At 64.8% G+C, this 25,177-nt stretch carries 24 protein-coding genes; 14 read left to right on the top strand and 10 right to left on the bottom strand.

Annotated elements, in window-relative coordinates:
- Positions 1-126: 126 nt before the first annotated feature.
- Positions 127-1,479: an FtsX-like permease family protein gene (locus C501_RS0104945; RefSeq protein ID WP_018134528.1), complete on the bottom strand. Its 1,353-nt coding sequence runs from the start codon at positions 1,477-1,479 to the stop codon at positions 127-129.
- The gene (locus tag C501_RS0104940; RefSeq protein WP_043568284.1) at positions 1,476-2,267 is read right to left on the bottom strand and encodes an ABC transporter ATP-binding protein; all 792 of its coding nucleotides are present in this window, start codon (positions 2,265-2,267) and stop codon (positions 1,476-1,478) included. The genes C501_RS0104945 and C501_RS0104940 overlap by 4 nt, the downstream gene beginning before the upstream one ends.
- A 290-nt stretch (positions 2,268-2,557) precedes the next feature.
- Here C501_RS0104940 and C501_RS0104935 point away from each other — a divergent pair, with 290 nt between their 5' ends.
- Together C501_RS0104935 and C501_RS0104930 are read left to right on the top strand one after the other, a co-directional pair.
- Positions 2,558-3,349 carry an electron transfer flavoprotein subunit beta/FixA family protein gene (locus C501_RS0104935; protein ID WP_018134526.1) on the top strand — a complete coding sequence of 264 codons (792 nt, stop codon included), beginning with the start codon at positions 2,558-2,560 and terminating at the stop codon, positions 3,347-3,349.
- 35 nt (positions 3,350-3,384) lie between these two features.
- Positions 3,385-4,341 (top strand): electron transfer flavoprotein subunit alpha/FixB family protein, encoded by a 957-nt coding sequence (locus tag C501_RS0104930; RefSeq protein ID WP_026174624.1) that lies wholly within the window; start codon positions 3,385-3,387, stop codon positions 4,339-4,341.
- Between the two features lie 36 nt (positions 4,342-4,377).
- Here C501_RS0104930 and C501_RS0104925 read toward each other — a convergent pair whose 3' ends face one another.
- The 3 genes from C501_RS0104925 to C501_RS0104915 form a co-directional block, all read right to left on the bottom strand.
- Entirely contained in the window at positions 4,378-5,184 is an 807-nt protein-coding gene (locus C501_RS0104925; RefSeq protein WP_018134524.1) for a class I SAM-dependent methyltransferase, read from the bottom strand.
- A gap of 74 nt (positions 5,185-5,258) precedes the next feature.
- The gene (locus tag C501_RS0104920) at positions 5,259-5,723 is read right to left on the bottom strand and encodes a tRNA (cytidine(34)-2'-O)-methyltransferase (protein WP_018134523.1); all 465 of its coding nucleotides are present in this window, start codon (positions 5,721-5,723) and stop codon (positions 5,259-5,261) included.
- A gap of 72 nt (positions 5,724-5,795) precedes the next feature.
- Positions 5,796-6,929, bottom strand: coding sequence for a J domain-containing protein (locus C501_RS0104915; protein WP_018134522.1), 1,134 nt, complete (start codon positions 6,927-6,929; stop codon positions 5,796-5,798).
- Between C501_RS0104915 and C501_RS0104910 the strand changes: the two genes are divergently transcribed.
- The 4 genes from C501_RS0104910 (at position 6,917) to gatB (ending at position 10,996) form a co-directional block, all read left to right on the top strand.
- Positions 6,917-7,483 (top strand): GNAT family N-acetyltransferase, encoded by a 567-nt coding sequence (locus C501_RS0104910; protein ID WP_018134521.1) that lies wholly within the window; start codon positions 6,917-6,919, stop codon positions 7,481-7,483. The two genes, C501_RS0104915 and C501_RS0104910, sit on opposite strands and share 13 nt — an antisense overlap.
- A gap of 74 nt (positions 7,484-7,557) precedes the next feature.
- Positions 7,558-7,854 carry an Asp-tRNA(Asn)/Glu-tRNA(Gln) amidotransferase subunit GatC gene (gene gatC, locus C501_RS0104905; protein ID WP_018134520.1) on the top strand — a complete coding sequence of 99 codons (297 nt, stop codon included), beginning with the start codon at positions 7,558-7,560 and terminating at the stop codon, positions 7,852-7,854.
- A gap of 135 nt (positions 7,855-7,989) precedes the next feature.
- Positions 7,990-9,477: an Asp-tRNA(Asn)/Glu-tRNA(Gln) amidotransferase subunit GatA gene (gene gatA, locus C501_RS0104900; protein WP_051064476.1), complete on the top strand. Its 1,488-nt coding sequence runs from the start codon at positions 7,990-7,992 to the stop codon at positions 9,475-9,477.
- 16 nt (positions 9,478-9,493) lie between these two features.
- On the top strand, positions 9,494-10,996 hold the full coding sequence (gene gatB / locus C501_RS0104895; RefSeq protein ID WP_018134518.1) for an Asp-tRNA(Asn)/Glu-tRNA(Gln) amidotransferase subunit GatB: 1,503 nt from the start codon (positions 9,494-9,496) through the stop codon (positions 10,994-10,996).
- Between the two features lie 90 nt (positions 10,997-11,086).
- On the opposite strand, the gene C501_RS0104890 is transcribed toward gatB, so the two are convergent.
- Both C501_RS0104890 and C501_RS12565 read right to left on the bottom strand, forming a co-directional pair.
- On the bottom strand, positions 11,087-11,800 hold the full coding sequence (locus C501_RS0104890) for a S1 family peptidase (protein WP_026174621.1): 714 nt from the start codon (positions 11,798-11,800) through the stop codon (positions 11,087-11,089).
- 86 nt (positions 11,801-11,886) lie between these two features.
- Positions 11,887-12,831: a LysR family transcriptional regulator gene (locus C501_RS12565; RefSeq protein WP_018134516.1), complete on the bottom strand. Its 945-nt coding sequence runs from the start codon at positions 12,829-12,831 to the stop codon at positions 11,887-11,889.
- Positions 12,832-12,921: 90 nt separating this feature from the next.
- Here C501_RS12565 and tdh point away from each other — a divergent pair, with 90 nt between their 5' ends.
- Together tdh and C501_RS0104875 are read left to right on the top strand one after the other, a co-directional pair.
- Positions 12,922-13,968 carry an L-threonine 3-dehydrogenase gene (gene tdh / locus C501_RS0104880; RefSeq protein ID WP_018134515.1) on the top strand — a complete coding sequence of 349 codons (1,047 nt, stop codon included), beginning with the start codon at positions 12,922-12,924 and terminating at the stop codon, positions 13,966-13,968.
- A 41-nt stretch (positions 13,969-14,009) separates the two neighbouring features.
- On the top strand, positions 14,010-15,242 hold the full coding sequence (locus tag C501_RS0104875; protein ID WP_018134514.1) for a glycine C-acetyltransferase: 1,233 nt from the start codon (positions 14,010-14,012) through the stop codon (positions 15,240-15,242).
- Between the two features lie 72 nt (positions 15,243-15,314).
- Here the strand turns inward: C501_RS0104875 and C501_RS0104870 are convergent, their stop codons facing one another.
- Positions 15,315-15,641, bottom strand: a complete 327-nt coding sequence (locus C501_RS0104870) for a nuclear transport factor 2 family protein (RefSeq protein ID WP_018134513.1) — start codon at positions 15,639-15,641, stop codon at positions 15,315-15,317.
- A gap of 87 nt (positions 15,642-15,728) precedes the next feature.
- Positions 15,729-16,484: an SDR family oxidoreductase gene (locus tag C501_RS0104865; protein WP_018134512.1), complete on the bottom strand. Its 756-nt coding sequence runs from the start codon at positions 16,482-16,484 to the stop codon at positions 15,729-15,731.
- Positions 16,485-16,549: 65 nt separating this feature from the next.
- On the opposite strand from C501_RS0104865, the gene C501_RS12560 reads away from it, so the two are divergent.
- On the top strand, positions 16,550-17,122 hold the full coding sequence (locus tag C501_RS12560; protein ID WP_018134511.1) for a TetR/AcrR family transcriptional regulator: 573 nt from the start codon (positions 16,550-16,552) through the stop codon (positions 17,120-17,122).
- Between the two features lie 77 nt (positions 17,123-17,199).
- On the opposite strand, the gene hutH is transcribed toward C501_RS12560, so the two are convergent.
- On the bottom strand, positions 17,200-18,816 hold the full coding sequence (gene hutH, locus C501_RS0104855; RefSeq protein ID WP_018134510.1) for a histidine ammonia-lyase: 1,617 nt from the start codon (positions 18,814-18,816) through the stop codon (positions 17,200-17,202).
- A 104-nt stretch (positions 18,817-18,920) separates the two neighbouring features.
- Between hutH and C501_RS0104850 the strand changes: the two genes are divergently transcribed.
- Genes C501_RS0104850 through hutI form a run of 5 tightly spaced genes read left to right on the top strand, consistent with a single transcriptional unit; the run spans position 18,921 to position 25,123 of the window.
- Positions 18,921-19,661: an IclR family transcriptional regulator gene (locus C501_RS0104850; RefSeq protein ID WP_018134509.1), complete on the top strand. Its 741-nt coding sequence runs from the start codon at positions 18,921-18,923 to the stop codon at positions 19,659-19,661.
- Positions 19,658-21,409 carry a urocanate hydratase gene (hutU, locus tag C501_RS0104845; RefSeq protein WP_018134508.1) on the top strand — a complete coding sequence of 584 codons (1,752 nt, stop codon included), beginning with the start codon at positions 19,658-19,660 and terminating at the stop codon, positions 21,407-21,409. The genes C501_RS0104850 and hutU overlap by 4 nt, the downstream gene beginning before the upstream one ends.
- Positions 21,409-22,650, top strand: coding sequence for an allantoate amidohydrolase (locus C501_RS0104840; protein ID WP_018134507.1), 1,242 nt, complete (start codon positions 21,409-21,411; stop codon positions 22,648-22,650). The genes hutU and C501_RS0104840 overlap by 1 nt, the downstream gene beginning before the upstream one ends.
- On the top strand, positions 22,647-23,915 hold the full coding sequence (locus C501_RS0104835) for a formimidoylglutamate deiminase (protein WP_018134506.1): 1,269 nt from the start codon (positions 22,647-22,649) through the stop codon (positions 23,913-23,915). Before C501_RS0104840 ends, C501_RS0104835 begins: the two co-directional genes overlap by 4 nt.
- On the top strand, positions 23,912-25,123 hold the full coding sequence (hutI, locus tag C501_RS0104830; protein ID WP_018134505.1) for an imidazolonepropionase: 1,212 nt from the start codon (positions 23,912-23,914) through the stop codon (positions 25,121-25,123). Before C501_RS0104835 ends, hutI begins: the two co-directional genes overlap by 4 nt.
- The last annotated feature ends 54 nt before the right edge of the window (positions 25,124-25,177 follow it).

Raw genomic sequence — 25,177 nt, 5'->3', positions numbered from 1 at the left:
AGACACAAGCTAGAGGCCAGTGCAGACAAGCGGAGACAAACGCAGCACGGGAAAGCAAGCCGAAGAAGAGCGGGGCCCTGAATATTCAGGGCCCCGCTCTTCATTTCTTAGTCTTCTTTGATTCGTTCAGCTGCGGTTGGAAACACGCAGCACGGCCTTGCTGACCGCCCCGGTGGCCCGGAGGCTGAGCCAGACCAACCCGATTCCCGAGACCAGGAAAGCCGCCAGGGTAATAAGGGTCATGGGTTTCATGAGCAAGGACATCGTGGTCAGCGGAAAGAGCACGATGGCCGCCGTGAAGGCTGAGCCCAAGCTGACGAACAGCAAAGGCATCATCACGGCACGGCGCCGGGCTGCCTCCATCGTTCGATGCGGCATGCCCAGACGGTCCAGGCTGATCAGTAGTTGGGCCCGGTCCAGGATCTGCGCCGCCTGGTTGACCCCCACAGAGCAAGCCACCATGAGGAAAGAGACCACCACGGTGATCAGGACCCCGGTGCGAACATCGGTGATGAGATTCAGATCGTCCGCCGTAGTGTTCTCGGCGGGAGCGCTGTCGATGAGGGCGAGAGCCACCCCGACGAAAACCGCGACGAAACTGGTCATGGCCACACCCGCAACCTGCCTCCAGGCAGCTTTAGGAGAATCCAGGATCTGCCGGGCACTGAGCAGCCCCACGGGGTCCTGGGCTTTGCGCACCTTGCGTCGAGCCAGCCATCCCAGTAGTGCAGGGCCGATGAGGTTGAGCACCCCGAGGGTCAGGCCGAAAGCGACCACCATCACCAGGACGATTGCGGCTATTTCCATGCCTCCGGACGCTCCACTGACTTGAGAGATCGCGATATAGGCTGCGCCTATTCCGATAGCCCCGAACAGGAACCGCAGCCAGCTGACTTGCCCCGGACGCTGCTTGGTGCGCACGCCGAGCGGTGAGATGACGATCTTGTGCAAGCCCAGGACCGCACTGATAACAGCTAGCAGAACCACTCCGAAGACGACCGCGAGGATCACCAATGGCGGCAGGAGCAGATTGCCCGCGCCGATCTGCTCTCCGCGGAAAGACAGCAGTCCGACAAGAGGCAGAGAGACGAAGTAGCCGAAGGCACCCAGCAGTGTCCCGGCCAAAGCCATGATGCCCGCTTCAAGAACCGCGATCGTGCCGACGAGAGCCGGCGTCGCACCGAGAAGCCGCAGCGTAGACAGCTGCTCGTCATGACGGCGGGCTGAAAGTCTTGCCGCGGCACCGCCCAGGGACAGCAGCGGCACGACGAGCAGGGTCAATGCTATCGCCGCCAGCACTTGATACATCACCCCCAGATTGTCCTGCCAGCGAAAAAAACTCAGGGCACCCGCTACCACGATGAGCAGCAGAGTGGTGGTGAGGGTGAAGGCCACTATCGGCAGGACCAGGGTTCCGCGCGGCCCGCTCCGGGCGGTGAGCCAGGTCAGGCGGGCCGCAGTCAAAGGGCCGAGCTTCATCGGATGCTCCCGTTCTGCCCTGAACCTGAAGCGGGGTGAATCGCGGCCCCCGAGAACGCTGAATCAGAGAAGATCTGGCCGTCGCGCAGTTGAATGACCCTGCCGCAGCGGGAGGCCACGGTGGGATCGTGAGTGACCAGCACCAGTGTCTTGCCACCCGAGGCGGTGCTGTCCAATAGAGCGCTCATGACATCGGCTGAAGTAGCCGAATCCAAGGCTCCGGTGGGCTCATCCGCGAAGATCACCTGAGCGCCGGTCACCTGGGCTCGCGCGATGGCCACTCGCTGAGCCTGGCCTCCGGAAAGCTCGCCTATCCGCCGCTCTTCCAGACCTTGCAGGCCCAGGGCCGCCAACCATTGAGCAGCCTGCGCCTGAGCGGGGCTCTTGGCGACACCGTTCAGCATGAGCGCCAGCGCAACATTCTCCACCGCGGTCAGCTCATCGAGGAGCAGGCCCTGCTGGAAGACGAAGCCGAAAGCCTCGCGGCGCAGCTTGGAACGCTGACGCTCGCCGAGGGATTCGATGGATACTGCTGCCTGTGCTTGCCGAGCGCCATCGGCGCGGTAGCTGACGCTTCCGGAATCGGGTAAGAGGATCCCGGCGAGGACGTGCAGCAGTGTCGTCTTCCCGGAACCGGAGGCCCCCATGATCGCTACCGAGCTGCCTGTCACGATGTCGATGTCCACCCCGTTGAGCGCCGGAGTGCTGTGCTGCTGCGCTCCGCCCTGATAGTGCTTGTGCAGGCCTCGGGCAGAGATCACGATAGCTGACTGGTCTGGTGTGTTCATGTCTCCAGCCTCCAGCGTATGCCCCGGAACGACATCGACCGGTGGCACGAGTTTCCCTTCCGTTTTCTGGGGTGTGTCTCATCCTGCAGGATGAGACACACCCCAGAAAACGGCCGATGCGCGAGGCCCGGCAGTTCGCGGGGAGAACGCGGGGACAAGAGGCGAGCCGTTGGCTCCGACCGGTGCCTTGGGCAGTGGCGGGTGCTCTTGCCGCCCGAATGAACTAAGCTCGCAAGAGAGCTATCGCCGTCTCGGAAGGATCCCACAGCGTGGCAGCTTCAACATTGCCGTTGACTATAGCGGTTCTGGTCAAATACGTCCCCGATGCCCAGTTCGACCGGCATCTGACCGGAGACCAGGGAGTTCTGGACCGGAGTGAGAGCATTCTTTCCGAACTCGATGAGTACGCCTTGGAGGCGGCCTTACAGATCGTCGAAGAACGCGGCGGCCAGAAAGCCGGCAATCGGGTCATCGCTATCACCATGGGCCCGGAAGACGCAGCCACTGCGCTCAAGAAAGCGCTGCAGATCGGAGCTTTCGAAGGCGTTCATCTCAGCGATGCCGCGCTGGCCGGCTCAGATGTTGCGGGCACATCACTGGCCCTGGCCGCGGTGATCAGGCAGCTCGGGGGCGTCGACCTGGTGCTCTGCGGGATGTCCTCGACGGATGGGGAGACCTCCCTGGTCCCGGCTCAGCTCGCAGCCCGGCTCGGACTACCGCAGCTGACCTTCGCGTCTTCGCTGGAAGCCGGCGAGGCGACGATCACCGGCACCCGGCAGTTCGGGAGCATCGTCGAAGATATCGAGGTCACGCTTCCCGCAGTGGTTTCGGTGACAGATCAGGCCAATGACCCTCGCTACCCCAACTTCAAGACCATCATGGCGGCGCGGAAGCGCCCCGTGCAGACGATGACCCTGGCCGAGCTGGGGCTCTCCCCGGACCAAGTGGGCTTCGCCGGAGCCAAAGCGGTGGTGCAGCAAGCCGCTGCGAAACCACCGCGCTCAGCCGGAGTGGTGATCACCGATAACGGCGATGCCGGGGTCAAACTCGTCGACTTCCTCACCGAACAGAAGATCCTCTAGTCTTTCGTCTCCCAGCCGTGAATACAGGTGATTTCATGAACGCCGTCCTCGTCTTTGTCGATCATCCCGGAACCGGCCTGACGCCTCCGCTCCGGGAGATGCTCACCGCTGCCCGGATCGCCGGTGACCCGGTGGCCCTGGTCGCCGGGTCACCGGATCCGCAGCTGCTCGCGGAACTTGGCGAGTACGGCGTCAGCCGCGTGCTCGTCTCTGAACAGGCGGAGCTGGCCGAGTATTCGGTGACGCCTAAAGCGGAACTCGTCGCTGCTGCTGCCCGGGCCGTCGGTGCCGTGGGAGTGCTCCTGGAGAACACCCCGGAGGGTAAGGACATCGCAGGGCGCTCCGCGGTGCTCTTGGACGCCGCAGTGATCAGCGATGCTGTGGCCGTCGATGCCGGCCTCGCCGCGGAGAAGTCGGTTCTCGCCGGCACTTATGCCGTCCGCGCCGCGGCAGTGAATACACCGGTGGTCATCTCGATGAAGCCGAATAGCGTGGAGGCACACCCGCTCGAAGCGCCGCTCAGCGCACAAGCCGAGCCGTTCGAAACCGAATTCTCGGCGGCGGCTCGGGGCGCGCGCATCGTGAAGCGCCGCGAGCAGGCCGTCACCGGGCGCCTGGCCCTGGGCTCCGCGCGCATCGTCGTCGCCGGTGGGCGCGGCGTCGACGGGGACTTCCGCCCGATCGAGGCACTCGCTGATGCCCTCGGCGGGGCCGTGGGAGCTTCCCGGGTGGCCACGGACTCAGGCTGGATCGATCATTCGGCGCAAGTCGGCCAGACCGGCAGCACGATCTCGCCCCAGCTGTACGTCTCCGCGGGGATCTCTGGAGCCATCCAGCAGAAAGCCGGGATGCAGACGGCCAAGGTGATCGTGGCGGTCAATCAGGATCCGGACGCGCCGGTTTTCGAGATCGCCGATTTCGGCATCGTCGGGGACCTCTTCCAGGTTCTGCCGCAAGCCGTCGAGGAGCTCAAGCGCCGCCAGCAGGGCTGAGTGGATCCCTCCTTCCGGAAACCGAGGGCCGGGGGCTCAAGGCCGCTGCCCGGTGGCCAGAAGCGTATCCGAGTTGAGCTCGGTCAATTCGCCGTGCTCCCGCAGCCGGTCCAGGAAAGTGCGCCGAACACGCACCATTGCCTCGGGATCCCTGGGCAGCAGTGTGCGCCAGCCGCTGCCGAGGACCAGTGTCCAGGCCATCTCCGGATCGACAGTCAGACGGTTCCTGAGCGCAGTGACCTGGATGTTCTGCAGTCCGCGCTCGCCGAGCCAGCGAGAGAAGGCCTCCGGTTGGTCGATCAGGGACATATTATAGTTCGGTGCCGGTACGACACCGGCGAGCCTCGGGCGTTCGGCGACCGCCGCGGCAAGAATGGTCTCAGCCAAGGGAGAGAGCGCATCCCGAGCCCAGGTATTCACCACGAATCTGCCACCCGGGCGCAAGAGCGAGATGAGGTGCCCCGCGCCGCGATCCATCGGCTCGAAAAAGAACAGCGAATACGAGCACAGCACCGCGTCGTAGCTGCGGTGACCCCGCCACGCGGTGACATCCGCCTCGGTCAGAGTGGTGTTGAGCAGCTGAGCTTCCGCCAGCCTTTTGCCGGCGAGTGCCAGGAGTCCTGAGGAAAGGTCGACGCCGTCCACCGTGCCCGCCGGGCCTACTGCCCGGGCTGCTGGAAGCGTTGCCGCCCCCGCCCCGCAACAAGCATCCAGAACCACCTGCCCATCCCGCAGCTCGGCTGCCTCGACAAGGGTTCCGGCTGCGGGATCCCATAGCGCCTGCGACCAGGCGTGGAACTGCTGGGAGCCATCGGTGAAGGCCAGGCCAGGATCGCGTGACATGGCCTCAGCCTACTGCTGAGCCGAGGCATCTGCTGAGGATATGCCGTTATTCATACTAGATCCTCGTCTTACGGTTACTCCGGGGTGCGGAAATCATGCTGACGCCATGCCTCGTAAAGGGCGATCGACGCCGAGTTGGCGAGGTTGAGGGAACGGCGCCCCGGCAGCATCGGGATGCGCAGCCGCGCTGTGACCCGGGGATCGGCCTTGACCTCAGCGGGCAACCCCACGGACTCCGGCCCGAAAAGGAGCACATCACCGGGCTGGTAGGCGATCTCTGTGTGCGCCTGCTCGCCTTCCGCGGTGAAAGCGAAGATCCGCTCGGGCGCCAGTGCGGCCAGGGCGCTCTCTAGATCCGGGTGGACGTGCAGAACCGCCAGATCGTGGTAATCCAGACCGGCACGGCGGAGCTTCGAGTCTTCGAAATCGAAGCCGAGCGGCTCGATGAGGTGCAGCTCGGTGCCGGTGACCGCGGCGAGCCGGATGGCATTGCCGGTATTACCGGGAATCTCGGGAGTGTAGAACAGAACACGGAACACCGGCCCAGTGTACCGCTGTGCTGGGTACCGTTGCGCTGGGTACCGCTGTGCTGCACCGGTTTCCGGACCGGATCAGGCCATGGCTGCGAGTAACCGGGATAGCAGAGGGAGGTCCACGGTCTGCGGGCTGCTTCCGGTGGTCAGGAAGGAGCCCAGCTCACGGCCCAGCCGGGCTGCCCCCACCAGAGACAATCCCGCCCCGTCCGGATGGTGACCGGAGGTGTAATCGAGCACCGGTTCATAAGGATTGCCGCCGGGGCTAATCGCGATCACCCAGCCGGAGACGGTGCATTCCGGGAACAGCCGGCTTAACGCGTTGACCGCGGGCAGGATCCGGGGCGGCTCGATGCTCCGGCCGCCGTGGTTTAGCACGCTGCCGTTCCAGCGGTACGCGCCTTCCGGCAGCATCATCGATCCAATAACGGCCATCCGGTACCCCATGAGCACCACGTGGTCGATATCGGTGTTGCCCACGGGGGCGGTCAGACCGTTGATCAGCCTAGCTGAGGGGTAACGGTGCAGGATCTGGCGCTGGATGAGCTCGATGATGCGGGCCTCGCGGACCAGCCTGGCCTGGACTCCGAAGATCTCGCGGCGGCGTTTCCTGGGCGCGCCGTGGATCTGCCGGCTGGCCAGATCGAGGGAGAGCACCTGAGCATCCCCGGAGCCGAAGGGTGGGACGAAAACCGGAAGGCCCGCGGCCTGCCCGGCGGAGGCATCACCGTCGGCCCTGGCCGGCTGATGGTCGCTGCCAGCACTCGACCTCGGCCGCTGCGTGCCGACGAACGGCTCCCGCTCGCCACTGCTGCCGTTTCCTGAGGCATACGAACGGTCATAGGCTGCGCGTCGCGCCGGGTCGATCAGGGTCTGGTAGGCCTCGGCGACCCGGCGGAACTCCTCGGCGTCGCCGCCCTGATCCGGATGGGCGTATCTCGCCGCACGCCGATAGGCGGCTTTGATCTGCTGATCTCCAGCCGTGATCTCAATGCCGAGCACTTCGTAATGCGTGCGCATCTGATATCTGGCCACGGCGTCCTTTCCGGTCTTGGTGCTGGCGGCTGGGGTGATCCCGGCTTCGATCTGCCAGAATATCCGAGCGCTGGCCGCCGCGGGCTCAACGCTCCGGGTTCTTCGCCGTGGGTGGAATGTCGCCTCAGTTGCTTCAGCGACCCGGCTCTGGCACGCTGAGGCCGATGACTTCTTCACCTCAGCTGGTTTTCCGCCGGGCGCGGCCCCAAGACTATCCAGAGGTCGCCCGGATCACCCGGGAATCCTATCTGCAAGCCGGGCACTTCGACTCTGCCGACCATCCTTATGTCCGCAAGATCCAGGAAGTCGCCGAGCGCGCGCAGCAGGCGGAGATCTGGGTGGCGGAGCAGCTGCTGGACAGCGGGCCCGTGCTAGTAGGCGCCGTGACCCTGGCCCAGCACGGCGAGCCGTATGCTGAGATCGCCCAGCCGGGTGAACTGGAAGTCCGGATGCTGGTGGTCGATCCGCAGCGGCAGGGGGCTGGGATCGGCAGGGCGATGATGCGGGCCATCATCGATGACGCCCGAGGCCGTCCTGGGCTGCACGCGGTCAGTCTCACGACGGGGGAGACCTGGCTGGTGGCGCATGCGCTCTACCGCTCACTGGGATTCCAACGGCAAGTGGAACGCGACTGGCTGGTTCCGGGGGAAGACGACGCCGCAGCCGCGGACTCAGAGCACTACGAAGTCCCCGATGAGCGACGGCTGCGGGTCTACCGCCTGGCGCTCTGAACGATGTCTGCACGCGGCTGCAGAGCCTTATAGACTGGGGTCAGTTGTCACTGTGTTATCACTAAGGGAGTTCGATGGCGGAGATCACCCGCGAGGAAGTCGCGCATCTGGCGCGGCTAGCGCATATCGAGATGAACGATGAAGAGCTGACCCGGATGGCGGGGGAACTCGCGGTCATCGTGGATGCGGTGAAATCAGTCAGCGAAGCCGCCGGTGACGATGTCCCGGCGACCTCCCACCCGCTGCCATTGCGCAACGTTCTGCGCCAGGACGTGGTAGGTCACACGCTGAACCAGGAGCAGGCGCTCTCCGGCGCACCGGATGCTGAAGACGGTCGGTTCAAGGTGCCCGCCATCCTCGACGAGGGCTGAAGCCCGTCAATCGCTCGTCTCTGCGTGCGGAACCGTATCAGTTGCCGCATCAACACCAACCGCCCCCATCCGTCTTTGCAATCCTGAAGGACTGAAGCTCCTGTGAATGACATCACCAGACTCTCCGCGGCGCAGATGGCCCGTGGCCTGGCCGACTCCGATTTCTCCAGCGCCGAACTTACCCGGGCTCACCTGGATCGCATCGCCGCGGTCGACGGTCAGCTCAACGCTTTCCTGCACGTCAATGCCGAAGAAGCGCTTACTGCAGCGCAGAGCGTCGACGAGCGCCGTGCCGCGGGGGAAGAGCTTGCCGAACTCGCGGGAGTGCCCATCGCGGTCAAGGACATCATTGTCACGGTAGGCCAGCCCACCACTGCCGGGTCGAAGATCCTGGAAGGCTGGATGAGTCCCTACGATGCCACCGTGGTGACCAGACTGCGGGCCGCCGGGATGCCGATCCTCGGCAAGACTAATCTGGATGAGTTCGCGATGGGCTCCTCCACAGAGCACTCTGCATACGGCCCGACGCGCAACCCCTGGAACACCGACCGGATTCCCGGCGGCTCCGGTGGCGGTTCCGCGGCTGCAGTGGCCGCGTTCGAAGCCCCCTTGGCCCTCGGCACGGATACCGGCGGCTCCATCCGCCAGCCCGGTGCAGTGACCGGAACCGTGGGAGTGAAGCCAACTTACGGCGGAGTCTCCCGCTACGGTGCCATCGCGATGGCTTCCTCATTGGATCAAATCGGCCCGGTGACCCGGACGGTGCTCGACTCCGCTCTGCTGCACGAGCTGATCGGGGGCCATGACCCCCGGGACTCCACCTCGCTCACCGACGAGCCCACGGGTCTGGTGGACGCCGCACGTGATGGCGCCAAGGGCGATCTGAGCGGGGTGCGCATCGGCGTCATCAAAGAGCTCAGCGGTGAAGGCTATCAAGCCGGGGTCCGGGCCCGGTTCGAAGAATCCCTCGAACTGATGCGGCAAGCCGGAGCTGAGATCATCGAAGTCTCCTGCCCGAGCTTCAGCTACGCCTTAGGCGCTTACTACCTGATCATGCCCTCCGAGGCATCGAGCAATTTGGCCAAGTTCGACGGTGTGCGCTTCGGCCTGCGGACGCTACCCGAGGGCGGCCCGGAGACCATCGAGCGGGTCATGGGCGCTACTCGCGCCGCCGGCTTCGGCGAAGAAGTCAAGCGCCGTATCATCCTGGGCACCTACGCGCTCTCCGCCGGCTACTACGACGCTTACTACGGCTCGGCGCAGAAAGTGCGCACACTGATCCAGCGTGATTTCGATGCGGCCTTCGAACAGGTGGACATCCTGGTCTCGCCGACCGCACCGACCACGGCCTTCGCCCTGGGCGAGAAGCTCGATGATCCGCTCGCCATGTACCTCAACGACATCGCCACCATCCCGGCGAACCTGGCCGGGATCCCGGGTATGTCCCTGCCCAACGGATTAGCGGAGGAAGACGATATGCCTTCGGGACTGCAGCTCCTCGCCCCGGCGCGTCAGGACGTCCGGCTCTACCGGATCGGAGCCGCCCTCGAGGCGCTGCACGAGGGGCAATGGGGTGCGCCGCTGCTATCAAGGCTGCCGGAGCAGGCTGAAGGGGAGAACTGAGATGAGCGAGGCAACAATGCAGACACCCCTGGTGCCCTTCGATGAGGCGATGGAGAAGTACGAACCGGTGCTCGGCTTCGAAGTCCACGTGGAGCTGAACACCGCGAGCAAGATGTTCTCCTCCGCGCCGAATATCTTCGGCGGCGAGCCGAACACGATGGTCAATGAAGTAGACCTGGGCCTGCCCGGAGTCCTTCCCGTAGTCAATAAAGCCGCGGTGGAGAGCTCCATCAAAATCGGCCTGGCGCTCGGCTGCCAGATCGCCCCGTTCTGCCGCTTCGCCAGGAAGAACTACTTCTACCCGGACGCCCCGAAGAACTTCCAGACCTCGCAGTACGATGAGCCGATCGCCTTCGAGGGCCACTTGGACATCGAGCTCTCCGACGGCGAGGTCTTCCGGGTGGAGATCGAGCGCGCGCATATGGAAGAAGACGCCGGGAAGCTGACCCACGCCGGGACGAGCGGCCGCATCCAGGGCGCGGACTACTCGCTGGTGGATTACAACCGCGCCGGTGTGCCCCTCGTGGAGATCGTGACGAAGCCCATCGTGGGCGCGGGATCCAGGGCTCCGGAACTGGCCAAGGCCTATGTTGCGGCGATCCGGGAGATCGTCAAGGGCCTCGGTGTCTCGGATGCCCGGATGGAACGCGGCAACGTCCGCTGCGACGCCAACGTCTCGCTCATGCCGAAGGGTTCCACGGAATTCGGCACGCGCTCGGAGACCAAGAACGTCAATTCACTGCGTGCGGTTGAGCACGCCGTGCGCTTCGAGATCAGCAGGCACGCCGGGATCCTCGATGCCGGGCAGAAAGTCGTCCAGGAAACCCGGCACTGGCACGAGGACACCCGCAGCACCACCTCGGGGCGGCCCAAATCCGATGCCGAGGATTACCGCTATTTCCCGGAACCGGACCTCGTGCCCATTGTGACCACGTCGGAGTGGGTGGAGGCTCTGCGCGCGCAGATGCCGGAGGCTCCTTCGGTCCGCCGCAAGCGGCTGCACGCCGACTGGGGGTACTCCGATTTCGAATTCCGGGATGTTGTCAATGCGGGGCTGCTCGATGAGATCGAAGCCACCATCGCTGCCGGAGCCACCGCCGCGGTGGCCCGTAAGTGGTGGATGGGCGAGATCGCCCGCCGCGCCAAGGTCGCCGAAGTGGAGCCTGCAGAGCTCGGTATCAGCCCGCAGACCGTCGTCGAGCTGCAGCAGCTCATCGATGCCGGCACGATCAATGACAAGCTCGCCCGGGAAGTTCTCGATGGCGTGCTGGCGGGGGAGGGCAGCCCGGCCGAGGTGGTCTCCGCACGCGGACTGGAAGTCGTTTCGGATGACAGCGCACTGCAGGCTGCTATCGATGAAGCCCTGGCCGCACAGCCCGATGTCGCGGAGAAGATCCGCGGCGGTAAGGTGCAGGCGGCCGGTGCCATCGTCGGCGCGGTGATGAAGGCGACCCGCGGCCAGGCCGACGCCGGCCGGGTGCGGGAGCTGATCCTGCAGACCGTGGGCGTCGAAGGCTGACCCTCCCCTCCCCATTTTTGAGGCCTTCCGTGACTTTTGATGCCCTACGTAGGGCATCAAAAGTCACGGAGACCCTCATTTTTGGTGGGGCTAGTTCGCGCGGATCCCGGTGACCTGCTGGATCCAGAAAGCGCCATAGGCCACCGAGGTGTAGTAGGACGCTGCGTTCGGGTTGCTTCCGCCGCTGGCACTCGTGGAGGCTACGCCGGTGAGCTTGCCGTTGACGATTAGCGGGCCGCCGGAATCGCCCTTCCAGGCCTGGCCGTTGACGCCGCGGTGCGCGATCGCGACTCCGCCGTAAGCATCAGTGCTGGTGCCCGTGACCCGTACCGTGGCAGTTTTGAGCTGGGATGCCGGCGGTCCGTTAGGGGTTTCCCGGCCCCAGCCGTAGATATTGCCGGTGCTGCCCGTGGAGGGTACGCCGGAGTCCAGGGTGGGGTACCTGGTGTTGTAGGGCTGGGCGAGCTCCACTAGGGCCAGATCTCCCTGGCTCCAGGCCACCGTGCGCTTGGCTGCGATACGGCTGCCGCCATTGAGGCTGGCGCTGCCGACCTGGACGCTGATGTTTCCACCCAGGCAATGCCTCGCGGTCAGTACCCAGGCCGCTGAGATCACCGAAGAAGTGCAGGTGAAACTGCCATTTGACAGGAGCTTAGCGGTGAACGGGACTTGCGAGAAGTCCGCGTTACTGCCGCCGACGATCTCCGGGCTCGGCGCATCGCTCTGGGCGTTCGCGGGAAGGGTAGCCCCGCCGAGCGCCATGGCAGCTATCGCTGCACCGGCAAAGAAAGTGCTGAATTTCATGGGTTCCTCCATGGGAATGTCGCAGTGTACCGGATTCATCGTTGATTCCGGTTGTCACTAACCCTGCGTGATCCGCAACTGCAGACTCAAGGCTTTCCGGGCAGTTCCGAGACAATTGGGAGGTTTTCTTGAAGTTCTGAAAGCACATCCTGCAGGGCCTGTGCTACGAGCTGCACCGAACGGCGCGCCAGGTTCTCCGGCCGGCTGAGCAGGTCGATCCGGCGCCGGGTATGAATCCCCTCGAGCGGTCTCAGAACCAGTCCCGAGGGAAGATTCGCGGTGCCCAGGAGCCTGGGCAGCAGGCCGAGGACGCCGCCGCCATGGGCGACGATCGCGGCTACAGCAGCATAGTCGTTGACTCGGTGGGCCACCCGGACCGGTTGGTCCGCCAGCACCGCGATGGCGGAAAGCACATCATCGGGGGAGAACCCCGCGCGGGAGGTGACCCACGCTTCACCGGCGACATCCTGCGGGCGCAGCGAGGTGCGGGAAGCCAGTGGGTGCTCAGTCGGCAGCACGATATCGAAGGGTTCTTCCGCAAGAGCCGTCACGGAGATATTCGACGATGCCCAGTCTTCGCTATGCGACATCCGGTGCGCCAGCACCAGGTCATAACGCCCGGTGAGGGCGGGGAAGTCCGATTCGGCGACGTCTTCGTCGGCCAGGCGCAACTCTAGTCCGGGGTGCTGCTGGAGTTTTTGCAGTAGCACACCGAATAAGGCTTGGCCGGCACTGTGAAAAGGGCTGACAGTCACCGTTCCGGAAGGTGCATCCAGATGGCCTTCTACCGCCGCCCGGGCCCGGGCCATAGCCTGCATCACCTCAAGCGAAGCTTCTGCCAGTGCTCGGCCGGCCTCGGTGAGTACAAGCGATCGGCCCTGTTTCCGGGTCAGCGGGACGTCGACCTGGCGCTGCAGCTGCGCCAACTGCTGCGAGACCGCGGACGGGGTGACGTACAGGGTCTCCGCCACCGCGGTCACGCTGCCGAGTTCGCCGAGTTCGCGCAGCAGTTTCAGCTGATGAACATCCATGTAGTGAATTCTAAAATGTTTCTTCAGTCAGATGAGGTTGTTCTAATGTGTTCAGGAGCATCTAATGGGGAGCATGAAGGCACAGCAGCGATGAGGGCTCTTTTCAAGTCGGCTCCGCAGTCCGGGTTCGAGTTCGTCGAGTGCCCTGAACCGGAGCCGGGGGAGTACGACGTCAAGATCAGGGTCATGGCGACGGGTATCTGCGGCACGGATCTGCATATCGAGAGCTGGGATGCCTGGGCAGCGGCGAGCATTCAGACCCCGCTCATCCCGGGGCACGAGTTCTACGGCGAAGTCGTCGAGGTAGGCTCCGGAGTTCGCGATGTCGCCGTCGGAGACCGGGTCTCCGGCGAAGGTCATATCGTCTGCGGAACCTGTCGCAATTGCCGGGCGGGCCGCCGCCAGATGTGCATCCGCACCTCCAGCGTGGGGGGGCAGCGGAACGGCGCTTTTGCCGAATACGTGGTGATTCCGGAGACCAATGTTTGGGTGCATCGTGATGACGCCATCACCCCGGAGCTCGGAGCCGTTTTCGACCCGTTCGGCAACGCCGCGCACACCGCGCTGGCTTTCCCCGTGCTCGGCGAAGACGTGCTGATCACAGGAGCCGGGCCCATCGGGCTGATGGCCATTGCCGTGGCCCGGCACGCCGGAGCTCGCAAAATAGTTATCACCGATGTCTCCGCCCCGCGCCTGGAGCTGGCCAGATCCCTCGGGGTGGACATCGCGATAGATGTCTCCCGGATGCGAGTGAACGAAGCGCAGCGGCAACTGGGCATGCGCGAAGGCTTCGACATCGGGCTTGAGATGTCCGGCCACCCCACCGCCCTGCCGGAGATGATCGAGAACATGAACCACGGTGGCCGGATCGCGATGCTGGGCCTGCCCGCCGCGAGTATCGAGATCGACTGGGCGAAGGTTGTGACGCATATGCTGACGCTCAAAGGCATCTATGGGCGCGAGATGTATGAGACCTGGTACGCGATGAGCGCCATGCTCGATGCGAACCCTGAACTGCGCAAAAGCATCGCCTCGATCATCACCGATGTGCTGCCCGCTGCGCAATGGCAGACCGCCTTCGATATCGCCCGCGCCGGGCAGGGTGGCAAAGTGGTCCTGGACTGGACTGATTTCTAAGATTTCCTTTTTAGGATTTCCGACGTTCCTGAGGAGAACAGATGTATACGATCAAAGAGGAGCTGGCGGCGGAGCTTACCGAGCTGCGCGACTCCGGTTTGTTCAAGGCCGAACGAGAGATTTCTTCACCCCAGGGCGCGCAGATCTCAGCGGCCGCCCTGGATGCGCAGGGGCAGGCAACGGGGCCTGCGCAGGAAGTACTGAATTTCTGCGCCAATAACTATCTGGGCCTGGCGGACCATCCGAAGATCATCGGCTCCGCGCAGAACGCTCTTCAGGAGCGCGGATTCGGTATGGCCAGTGTGCGCTTCATCTGTGGCACTCAGGACGGGCATCTGGAGCTGGAGCGCCGGGTCTCCGAGTTCCTGGGCACCGAGGGAACCATCCTGTTCTCCTCCTGCTTCGATGCGAACGGCGGCGTCTTCGAGTCGCTTTTCGGCCCAGAGGACGCGATCATCTCGGATGCGCTCAACCACGCCTCGATCATCGACGGCATCAGGCTCTCCAAGGCCGCTCGATACCGGTATGCGAACCGGGATATGGCGGACCTGGAGGCCAAGCTCAAGCAAGCCAGCCAGGAGCACAACGATGGAGCGGGTGCGCGCCGGATCATCGTGGTGACCGACGGCGTCTTCTCCATGGACGGGTATCTGGCTCCGTTGCGAGAGATCTGCGACCTGGCGGACCGCTACGGCGCGCTCGTCATGGTGGATGACTCCCATGCCGTCGGGTTCATGGGGGAGACCGGCGCGGGCACTCCGGAGCACGCCGAGGTATCGGATCGGGTGGATATCTACACCGGCACGTTCGGCAAAGCGCTCGGCGGGGCTTCCGGCGGCTATGTCTCCGGGCGCGCTGAGATCGTAACCATGCTGCGGCAGCGAGCGCGCCCTTATCTGTTCTCCAATTCGCTGGCGCCGTCGATCGTCGCGGCGACGCTCACTGCGCTGGATCTCGTCGAAGGCAGCGCCTCACTGCGCGAGCGGCTTTTCGCGAACGCCGCTCTTTTCCGAAGCCGGATGGCTGAGGAGGGCTTCGAGCTCCTCGACGGAGAGCACGCCATCATCCCCGTGATGTTCGGGGATGCTGTGTTGGCCGGGCGCATAGCTGAATCGATGCTGGCGCATGGGGTCTACGTCACCGCGTTCAGTTTCCCCGTGGTTCCCCGCGATCAGGCCAGGATCCGGGTTCAGCTCTCCGCCGCCCATTCGGAAGAAGACGTGGAGCGCTGCGTCCAGGCCTTCATCGCGGCCCGGGAAGAGGTCTCGCGCTAACACGCTGAGTGGTCAGTTCTGGTGGGTTAGAGTCCCCCGGACCCACCAGAACTGACCACTCAGCGTGAGAGTTTAGGCGGGCGGGATCCGGAACTCGGTGATCTTCCCCTCCTGGATCGTCACAAAAGCCGATGACTTGCCGTTGAAGACATTGCTGCGCCAGTCGAATTCGATTTCGGTGACATCGCCTTCGGTGCTGGCTGAGGTCACGGACATCTGCGCTTTGGCGCCGATGGCGTCGCTTCCAGCCCAGCTGCGCACTCCGTCGTGACCGTTGAGCACGCGGCCCCAGTCATTGACTTTTCCGTTCTGCGCGAAGGCCGAGACGAATTTCTCGGTATCCGCCGCATTGATGGCGTCTACCGCTTGCTGCAGAGCTTCGGGTAATTCAACGCTCATAGCATCTCCTTTGTGAGGTTTTCTCTGAGGTTCGGTAAGCCGAGCTGTTGGCTCCGCCACCGGGGTGGTGCAGTAGCTGGAGACTGCTCAGCGAGTGGTGTACCCGCCGTTGGCGAAGAGCGTCTGCCCTGTGATCCAGCCGCCGTCGGTTGCGAGGAACGTGACCACGGGCGAGATTTCCTCGATCTTGGTCAGCTGATTCCCCATCGCCTGCGATTGATGGAAGGCAGTGCGCTCCGGAGTCTCCTGTCCGTAGAAGAACGGTGTATCCATCGGCCCGGGGCCGATGTTGTTCACTGAGATACCGCGTTCTGCGAACTCTTTCGCGGCAGCCCGGGTGAAGTGCTCTACGGGAGCCTTACCGCCGGCATAGGTGGAGTAGCCATCGGTGAAGGCAGCGAGCAGGGAGGTTACGATGGTGATGATTCGGCCGCCATCATTGAGGTTCTTCCCTGCTTCACGGATGAAGAAATACGCCGACTTCGAGTTGATGTCGAACATCGAGTCGTATTCTTCTTCTGTGGTTTCCACAATCGGTTTGCGCAGAACTTTCCCCACGGTGTTGACCGCTACATCAACACCCCCGAAAGCCGTTTTGGCTTCCTGGAACAGACGTTCTACTTCACTGACTTTGGTGAGATCTCCGGAAACCAGCAATCCCTTGACGCCTTCGGCTTCGACCGCAGCCAGAGTTTCCTTGGCCTCGGCTTCAGTGCCACCGGAGTGATAGTGGATCACGACATTGGCGCCCAGCTTCGCCAGGTCCCGACTGATGAGCCCCCCGAGATTCTTAGCCCCAGCAGCGACCACTGCTGTTTTCCCGGCTAATTTTTTCTCGCTCACTTTTCCTCCTTAATGAGCCCCATTATGGTTTATGTATCATTGATACACTGGTTACTATAACTAAGGTGAAAGTAGCTGGCAAAGGGCAAACGCGGCAGCGGCTTCTCGAGGCTGCCGCGGAGCTAGTGAGCGCAGCACCTCATGAGGAAGTGCCGCTCCGGGCGATCTGTCAGCGCGCCGGTGTGCAGTTGCCCACGCTCTACTATTACTTCGGCAGCAAACAGGGCCTCATGGACGCTGTGGTGAGCTACGCCTTCGACAGCTACATCAACAACAAATCGGGGCGCACCCGGATCGCCGATCCGATCGGGGCATTGCGAAAAGGCTGGGACAATCACGTCGAATTCGGCCTGGACAACCCGTCGCTCTACATCCTGATGTACGGCCGAGTGCATCCGGGGGCGCAGCCTTCCGCGGCGCAGGAGGTGGAGCGGCTTTTGCTGCAGCGCACCACCCAGGCGCAGGAGGAGGGGCTGCTGCGCCCCGGCATGGACCCCCAGGAGGCGGCAGCGCATATTCTCTCCACCAATATCGGGGTGACGCTTTTCCTCATCACCCGTCCAGAACCCGCAATGGGCTCATCGCTGTCGAGACAGGTCCGGGATTCCGTGCTGTGCTGGCTCTGCCCCGAAGCTTAAAATCCCAGCGCTGAGTGGTCGGATGTGGCGACTTAGCGGGATTCTAAGTCGCCACATCCGACCACTCAGCGCAGAGCCTAGCGCAGGGGTTCTGCCAGGGCGGTTTCAGCAGCGTCGAGCAGGGCACCGCTCATCACGAGCTCCAGGACGGCTTCGATCTCCGGGGCGAGATAACGGTCTGCGCCCGGGCCGGGAACGTGCGCCCGGACCGCCGCCCGCACCGCGGTGGTCGCCGCGGCGGTCTGCGCGGTCTCCAGCCCGCCGTCGCGGAAGTCCATCGCCCTGGCCGCAGTGAGGATCTCCACCGCGAGCACCCGGGCCAGGCCGTCGATGGCTCGGCGCAGTTTGAGTCCGGCGGCCCAGCCCATGGAAACGTGGTCTTCCTGCATCGCGGAGGAGGGGATCGAATCCACCGAGGCGGGGACCGCCAGCCGCTTGAGCTCGGAAACGATCCCGGCTTGCGTGTACTGGGCGATCATATGCCCGGAATCCACGCCGGGATCATCCGCGAGGAAGGCGTTGAGCCCGTGGTTGCGGGCTTTGTCCAGGAACCGGTCGGTGCGGCGTTCGCTCATCGAGGCGAGGTCCGCGACGGCGATGGCCAGGAAGTCCAGGGCGTAGCCGATGGGCGCACCGTGGAAATTGCCATTCGATTTGACCCGGCCGTCAGTGGTCACCACCGGGTTGTCAATGGCGGAAGCGAGCTCGTAGCCCGCGACCGATTCGGCATGGGCGACGGTAGCCCGAGCCGCGCCGTGCACCTGCGGTGCGCAGCGCAAGGAGTAAGCGTCTTGAACCCGGGTGAAGGAGCTCTCCGCCCGATGCTGCGCGATCAGCGGGGAGCCGGCGAGCAATGTGCGCAGATTGGCCGCAGCATCGATCTGGCCCGGATGCGGCCGCAGCTCGTGCAGATCTGCGGCGAAGACGGAATCGGTGCCGAGCAGGCCCTCGACGCTCATCGCCGCAGCGAGGTCCGCGGTGCTCAGTAGCCGCCGTAGATCATGCAGGGCCAGCAGCAGCATGCCGAGCATGCCGTCGGTGCCGTTGATCAGGGCGAGGCCTTCTTTTTCCTTGAGCTCGATGGGTTTCAGCCCGGCCTCGGCGAGAGCCTGTTCGGCCGGCATGCGCACACCGGCGTGGTCCCGGACCTCGCCTTCGCCCATCAGTGCCAGCGCGCAGTGGGAGAGCGGGGCGAGGTCTCCGGAGCAGCCCAGGGAGCCGTATTCGCCGACCACCGGGGTGATCCCCGCGTTGAGCAGATCGGCATAGGCCCGGGCGACGTCAGTGCGCACCCCGGTGCGGCCTTTGGCCAGTGTCGCGAGCCGGCCGAGCATGAGCCCGCGGATGACTTCCCGGTCCACTTCCGCACCGGAGGAGGCGGCGTGTGATCGGATCAGAGAGCGCTGCAGCTGGCTGCGCATTTCCACCGGAATGTGCTTGGTGGCCAGTGCGCCGAAGCCTGTGGAAACCCCGTAGTGCGGGGTCTCATCATCGACGAGAGCCTCGATGACCGCTCGGGATTCTTCGATAGCCGCGAGCGCCTCGTTGCTCAGCTCCACCGGCGCACCATCGCGGGCGACGGAAACCACCTGCTCCGGGGTCAGGGCACTCGTGCCCAGCCGGACAGTGCCCAGCTGAACAGTGCCCAGCGGAACCGTGCCGGGGGCGTCCGGAGCGTTCGGTGATGAGGTCATACCCGTCTCTTCTCTTGCCAATCGGTGAAATGAACGTTTCAATAAGTGAAATACAAGGTGTGAGGGAATGCAAGAGGCAGACGACTCAGGAGGCATCAGGGATAGTGACGACACACTCTGCACCTTCTGCATCTTCTGCATCGCGGTCTGATCACTCTACTCGCACCGTAGAGCGCGCCCTGAGCCTGCTCGCAGCGGTCTGCGAGCGCGGTGAAAGCCCGCTTCCGCTGGCCGACGCTGCTCGTGAAACCGGGCTTTCCGCTTCTACCGCCTTGCGCCTGCTGCGCACCCTGGAGCTTCAGGGCTTCGTGGAGAAGGGGGAAACCGGGTACCGGCCGGGAAGCCGAATCATCCAGCTCGGCGCCCAGGCACTGGGGAACAACTCGCTCGCGACCCTCGCGGAACCGGCGATGCAACGGCTCGTGGAGCAGACCGGGGAATCGGCCTACCTCACCGTCCGGGCGACCGCTGACGAAGGAATTTACCTGGCCGTGGCCGAGGGCACGCACTCGATCCGGCATACCAGCTGGGTCGGGCGAACCATCCCCTTGGCCGGAAGTGCAGCCGGCGCCGTGCTCAACGATGGGGTAGCGGTGGGTGAGTACATTCTGGTCAACGACGCCGTGGAGCCGGATGTCACCGCTATCGCCGCCCCGATCATCGTCGGCGAGCGCACCATCGCGGCGCTCAGCATCGTCGCACCGCGCTACCGGCTTGGCTCGGAGCAGGCACAGCGGATCGGCGAGTTGATCGCCTGGGAAGCGCGGGGCATCGCCAATAACCGAGACCAACAAAAGGGTCAAGACAAGGATCAAGACAAGGATCAAGACAAGGACACCGCATGAGTTTCACCCAGCATGACCCCAGCCGTTATCAGGACGGGCGCAGCGTCCGTGCTCCGCGAGGCACCGAGCTGTCGGCCCGCTCCTGGCAGACCGAAGCGCCCCTGCGGATGCTGATGAACAACCTCGACCCCGAGGTCGCGGAGCGGCCGGAGGACCTCGTGGTGTACGGCGGCACTGGCCGGGCGGCGCGCAGTTGGGAAGCTTACGATGCCATTATTGAGAGCCTGCGCACCCTGGAAGTCGATGAGACTCTGCTCGTGCAATCCGGCAAACCAGTGGGCGTGCTGCGCACCCATGAATGGGCGCCGCGCGTGCTGATCGCCAATTCGAATCTGGTCGGGGACTGGGCCAACTGGGAGGAATTCCGCCGGCTGGAGGCCGAAGAACTCATGATGTACGGTCAGATGACCGCCGGCTCCTGGATCTACATCGGAACCCAGGGAATCCTGCAGGGCACTTTCGAGACCTTCGCCGCAGTCGCCAAGAAACTGCACGCCGAAGGCCGTCTGAGCGGCCCCAGCCTGGCCGGAACGCTCACCCTGACCGCCGGCTGCGGAGGGATGGGCGGGGCGCAGCCGCTCGCGGTGACGCTCAACGGCGGAGCCTGCCTGATCGTCGACGTCGACGAATCCCGGCTGCGCCGCCGGGCAGGGAAGCGCTATCTGGATGAAGTGCACACCGACCTGGAGGCAGCGCTCGCGGCTGTGCTGGCCGCAAAAACCGAGCGTCGCGCGCTGTCGGTGGGGTATGTCGGCAATGCTGCGGACGTTTTCCCGGCGCTGCTGGAACGCCACCGCTCCGGTGAATTCACCGTGGACATCGTCACCGATCAGACCAGCGCGCATGATCCGCTCAGCTATCTGCCGGAGGGAATCAGCACGGAGGAATGGCAGGGCGAGGCTCAGGGGGACCCTACGGGCTTTACCAAGAAAGCTCAGGTCTCGATGGCCCGGCACGTCGATGCCATGGTCGGGTTCCAAGACGCCGGTGCCGAGGTCTTCGACTACGGCAATTCGATTCGCGATGAAGCCCGGCACGGCGGCTGCGAGCGCGCCTTCGCCTTCCCGGGTTTCGTCCCGGCCTATATCCGCCCGCTCTTCTGCGAAGGCCTGGGGCCGTTCCGCTGGGTGGCGCTCTCCGGCGATCCGAAGGACATCGAAGTCACCGACGCCGCGCTCAAGGAGCTCTTCCCCGAGCATGAACAGCTGCACCGATGGCTCGACGCCGCCGCAGAGCACGTGGAGTTCGAGGGGCTGCCCGCCCGGATCTGCTGGCTCGGTTACGGTGAGCGGGCCAAAGCCGGGAAGCTCTTCAACGATCTGGTGCGGGACGGCAAGGTGTCTGCGCCGATTGTCATCGGCCGGGATCACTTGGATTCTGGCTCGGTGGCCTCGCCCTATCGGGAGACCGAGGCGATGGCGGACGGCTCCGATGCGATTGCGGACTGGCCGCTGCTCAACGCCCTGGTGAATACGTCCTCCGGGGCGACCTGGGTCTCGATTCATCACGGTGGTGGCGTGGGCATCGGCCGTTCGATCCATGCCGGTCAGGTCTCCGTGGCCGATGGTACTGAGCTCGCAGCGCAGAAGCTTGAGCGCCTGCTGACCAACGATCCCGGGATGGGCGTGATCCGCCACGTGGATGCCGGGTATCCGAAGGCGGCACAGGTCGCTCAGCAGCGCGGAGTCCGGGTACCGATGGCCGAGCAGGCTGGGAAAGCTACCCCCGGCGAGGGCGGCCCGCGCTGATGAGCTCGGTGACATCGCTGCTCGATTCGATCTCCGGGCTCGGGCGGGATACCACTCGGGGCGGTTATAGCCGGCCGGTGTACTCCTCGGCTGAACTGGAGTTACGGGAATGGTTCCTGGCCGAAGCCCGGCAGCGCGGGCTCGAGGTGGAGACCGACCGCAACGGGCTGATCTGGGCCTGGGCCGGCCCGGTTCAGGACGGTGCGCTGGTGACCGGAAGCCATCTGGACTCGGTGCCCGGTGGCGGTGCCTTCGACGGGCCGCTGGGCGTTGCGGCCGCGCTCGCCGCCCTTGATGAGCTGCACGGCCGGGGAATCCGGCCCGGCCACGACGGACGCCGGTCGTTGGCGGTCGTGGTCTTCCCGGAGGAAGAGGGCTCCCGCTTCGGCGTGGCCTGCCTCGGCTCCCGGCTGCTCACCGGGAAGATCGACGCCGATCGGGCCCGCAAGCTGCGGGACGCCGAAGGAAACACCTTCGCCGATGTCGCGCGGGCCCACGGCCTGGACCCCGAGCACCTCGGCAGCGATCCGCAGGGTGTGCGCCGCATCGGGCAGTTCATCGAGCTGCACGTCGAGCAGGGCCGGGGTCTGGCAGATCTGGAATCCATCGGCTTGGAAAGCTATGGTCCCACCGCGCCTTTTGCCGTGGCCAGTTCGATCCTGGGCCACGGCCGCTGGAAGCTCGTGATCGAGGGGCAGGGCAATCACGCGGGCAGCACGCTCATGGCGGACCGCGCCGATCCGATGGTTGCTGCGGCGCGGGTGGTCATTGCCGTTCAGCAGGCTGCTGCGGCCCGGCCGGGGGCGCGAGCTACCGTCGGCCGGTTGCAACCCGTTCCGGGCGGCACCAATGTGATCGCCTCTCGGGTGGAACTGTGGCTCGATGTCAGGCATCCGGAGGATGAGGTCACGGCCGCGGTGGTCGCGAAAATTCACGGCCAGGCCCAGCTGGCCGCCGCCGGTGAAGGCTGCACAGTGCAGCTCACCGAAGAGTCTTTCAGCCCGACGACGGGCTTCGACTCGGAGCTCAACCAGCGCTTGCAGCAGCTGCTCCCGGGTGCCCCGGCTCTCGCCAGCGGAGCCGGTCACGATGCCGGCATCCTCTCCGGCGCGGTACCCAGCGCTATGGTCTTCGTCCGAAACCCGACCGGAATATCGCACGCTCCGGAAGAAGCGGTCGATGAATCCGATGCCGATGCCGCCGCCGTAGCGCTGGCCGATGTCATCGAGGGGCTGCTATGAGCGGGTCGAACGCTGCGAGTCATATCGCCGGTGAGCCCGTGTGGATTCCCGGTGCGGTCAACGCGCACTCTCATGTTTTCCACCGGGCACTGCGCGGGCGCACGCACCGGGGCGGCGGAGACTTCTGGCAGTGGCGTGAGCAGATGTACCGGCTGGCCGCAGCCCTCGATCCCGAGAGTTATGAACAGCTCGCCACTGCCGTCTTCGCCGAGATGGCAACTGCCGGATACACCACGGTGGGGGAGTTTCACTACCTGCATCATCAGCCGGACGGCAGCCCCTATCCGGAGCACGCGATGGAGTTCGCGCTGGCCCGGGCGGCGCAGCGGGTGGGCATCCGCCTGGTGCTGCTGGATGTCTGTTATTTGGACGGCGGTTTCGATGCGCAGCGGCCCGGGGGAAGGGTGCCCCCGGATGATGTGCAGCGGAGGTTCAGCGACGGCGATGCCGAGACCTGGTTGGCCCGACTCGATGCGCTGCGCACCGCTTTCGCCGCCGAGTTCGGCGCGCAGACCCCGGATTCACTCATCCGGGTCGGCGCGGCGGTCCATTCGGTGCGTGCCGTAGCCCCGGAGCAACTGCGTTTCATCGCGGAGAACCTCACCCCGGAGCTATCGCTGCACGTTCACCTTTCCGAACAGCCGAAGGAGAACCGGGACTGCCTGGCCGCAACTGGACTGACGCCTACCGGTTTGTTAGCGGAAACCGGGCTGCTTTCCGACCGCCTCGCTGCGGTGCATGCCACCCATCTGAGCCCCGAAGACATTTCCTTATTGGGCCAGGCCGGCAGCAGCGCGGTGTTCTGCCCGACCACGGAAGCGGATCTGGCCGATGGCCTGGGGCCTGCGACTGAATTGGTTCAGGCCGGGGCCGCCCTGGCCCTGGGCAGCGATCAGCACGCCGTGATCGACCCGTTCCAGGAGATCCGCTCCCTGGAGTACGGTGAGCGCTTACGGAGTGGTGAACGCGGCAGATTCAGCCCGGAGCAGCTCGGTGAGATCCTCAGCGCCGGCGGAGCCAGGAGCCTGGGGCTGGATAGCAGAAACCTGGCCGCCGATGAGGTTCTGCTGGATACCGCGTCGATGCGGACCGAGGGCAGCTCAGCGGACCAGATCCTCTACAGTGCCACCGCTGCCGATGTGCTCTCGGTGCGAGTCGCAGGCCGGGAGATCGCCGGGTCGGGCCGGCACCTGACTCTCGGCGATCCGGCAGAGCTGTTCCGGAAAGCAGCAGAGGTCATCGCGAAGCAGGGAGGATCCGCGTGAATTCGGCAGAAGAGGCGAGCGATGCGGTTCTCGTCACCAATATCGGCGAATTGAGCACCCAGGATGCGGAACAGCGGATTCTGCAAAACGCCGCTCTGGTCATGGAAGGGGAGCGGATCAGCTGGATCGGCCCGGCGGATCGGGCCCCTGCGGCTGACACCCGGGTCGATGCAGAAGGGAGAGCGGGGCTCCCGGGCTGGGTTGATTCGCACACCCATCTGATCTTCGCCGGTGACCGTGCTGCTGAATTCGAGGCCCGGTTGGCCGGAGAAAGCTATGCCGCGGGCGGGATCGCGGTGACGGTGGCCGCGACCAGGGATGCCAGTGACGAACAGCTCTATCAACTGGCTGCCGCCCGAGTCGCGGAAGCCGTCGCCCAGGGCACCACGTATCTGGAGACCAAAACCGGTTACGGGCTGAACGTCGAACAGGAAGCCCGCAGTGCGCGGATCGCAGCCCGGGTAGCCGATGAAGTCACCTATTTAGGGGCGCATCTGATCCCCGAGGGGGTATCGGCCGCGGAATACACCGAGCTCGTCTGCGGCCCCATGCTGGAAGCGGTGCGGCCCTGGGCCCGCTGGGCCGATATCTTCATCGAACGCGGAGCATTCGATGAAGAGCAAGCCCGCCAGGTGTTGTCCGCCTGCCGCGACGCAGGCCTGGGGCTGCGCGTTCACGGCAATCAGCTCGGCCCCGGCCCCGGGGTGCGGTTAGCCGTGGAGTTCGGTGCCGCAAGCGTCGATCACGTCAATGACCTCTCGGATGCGGATGTCGAAGCGCTGGCTAATAGCTGGGACGGCGCTACCGGCACGGTGGCCACCTGCCTTCCCGCCTGCGATCTTTCCACCCGGCAACCCCTGGCCCCTGGCCGTCGGCTGCTGGACGCCGGGGTGTCGATCGCCCTGGCTTCCAATAGCAATCCGGGGACTTCGTACACCAGCTCGATGCCTTTCTGTATCACTACTGCCGTGCTGCAAATGGGGCTCAGCGTGCAAGAGGCTGTGCGCGCGGCGACCTGGGGCGGTGCGCTGGCTTTGCGCAGGCACGAGGGCCGGGACCACGACGGGGAAAGGGCGGTGGGCTCCCTGGCGGTCGGTCATCGGGCGGATCTGCAATTACTCGATGCTCCGAGCGCTGCGCATCTGGCTTATCGGCCGGGAATGCCGATCACCTGGGCGGTATGGCGAGCCGGGCAACGGATGCGCTGAGGGGCCCGAACGGATCGATCCGTTCGGGCCCCTCAGCCTGCTAGTCAGCTAGCT

The sequence above is a fragment of the Acaricomes phytoseiuli DSM 14247 genome, assembly GCF_000376245.1.
Taxonomy (GTDB): domain Bacteria; phylum Actinomycetota; class Actinomycetes; order Actinomycetales; family Micrococcaceae; genus Renibacterium; species Renibacterium phytoseiuli.
Note: the sequence above shows the minus strand (reverse complement) of the source record. Positions and strands in the feature narration are given on the sequence as shown.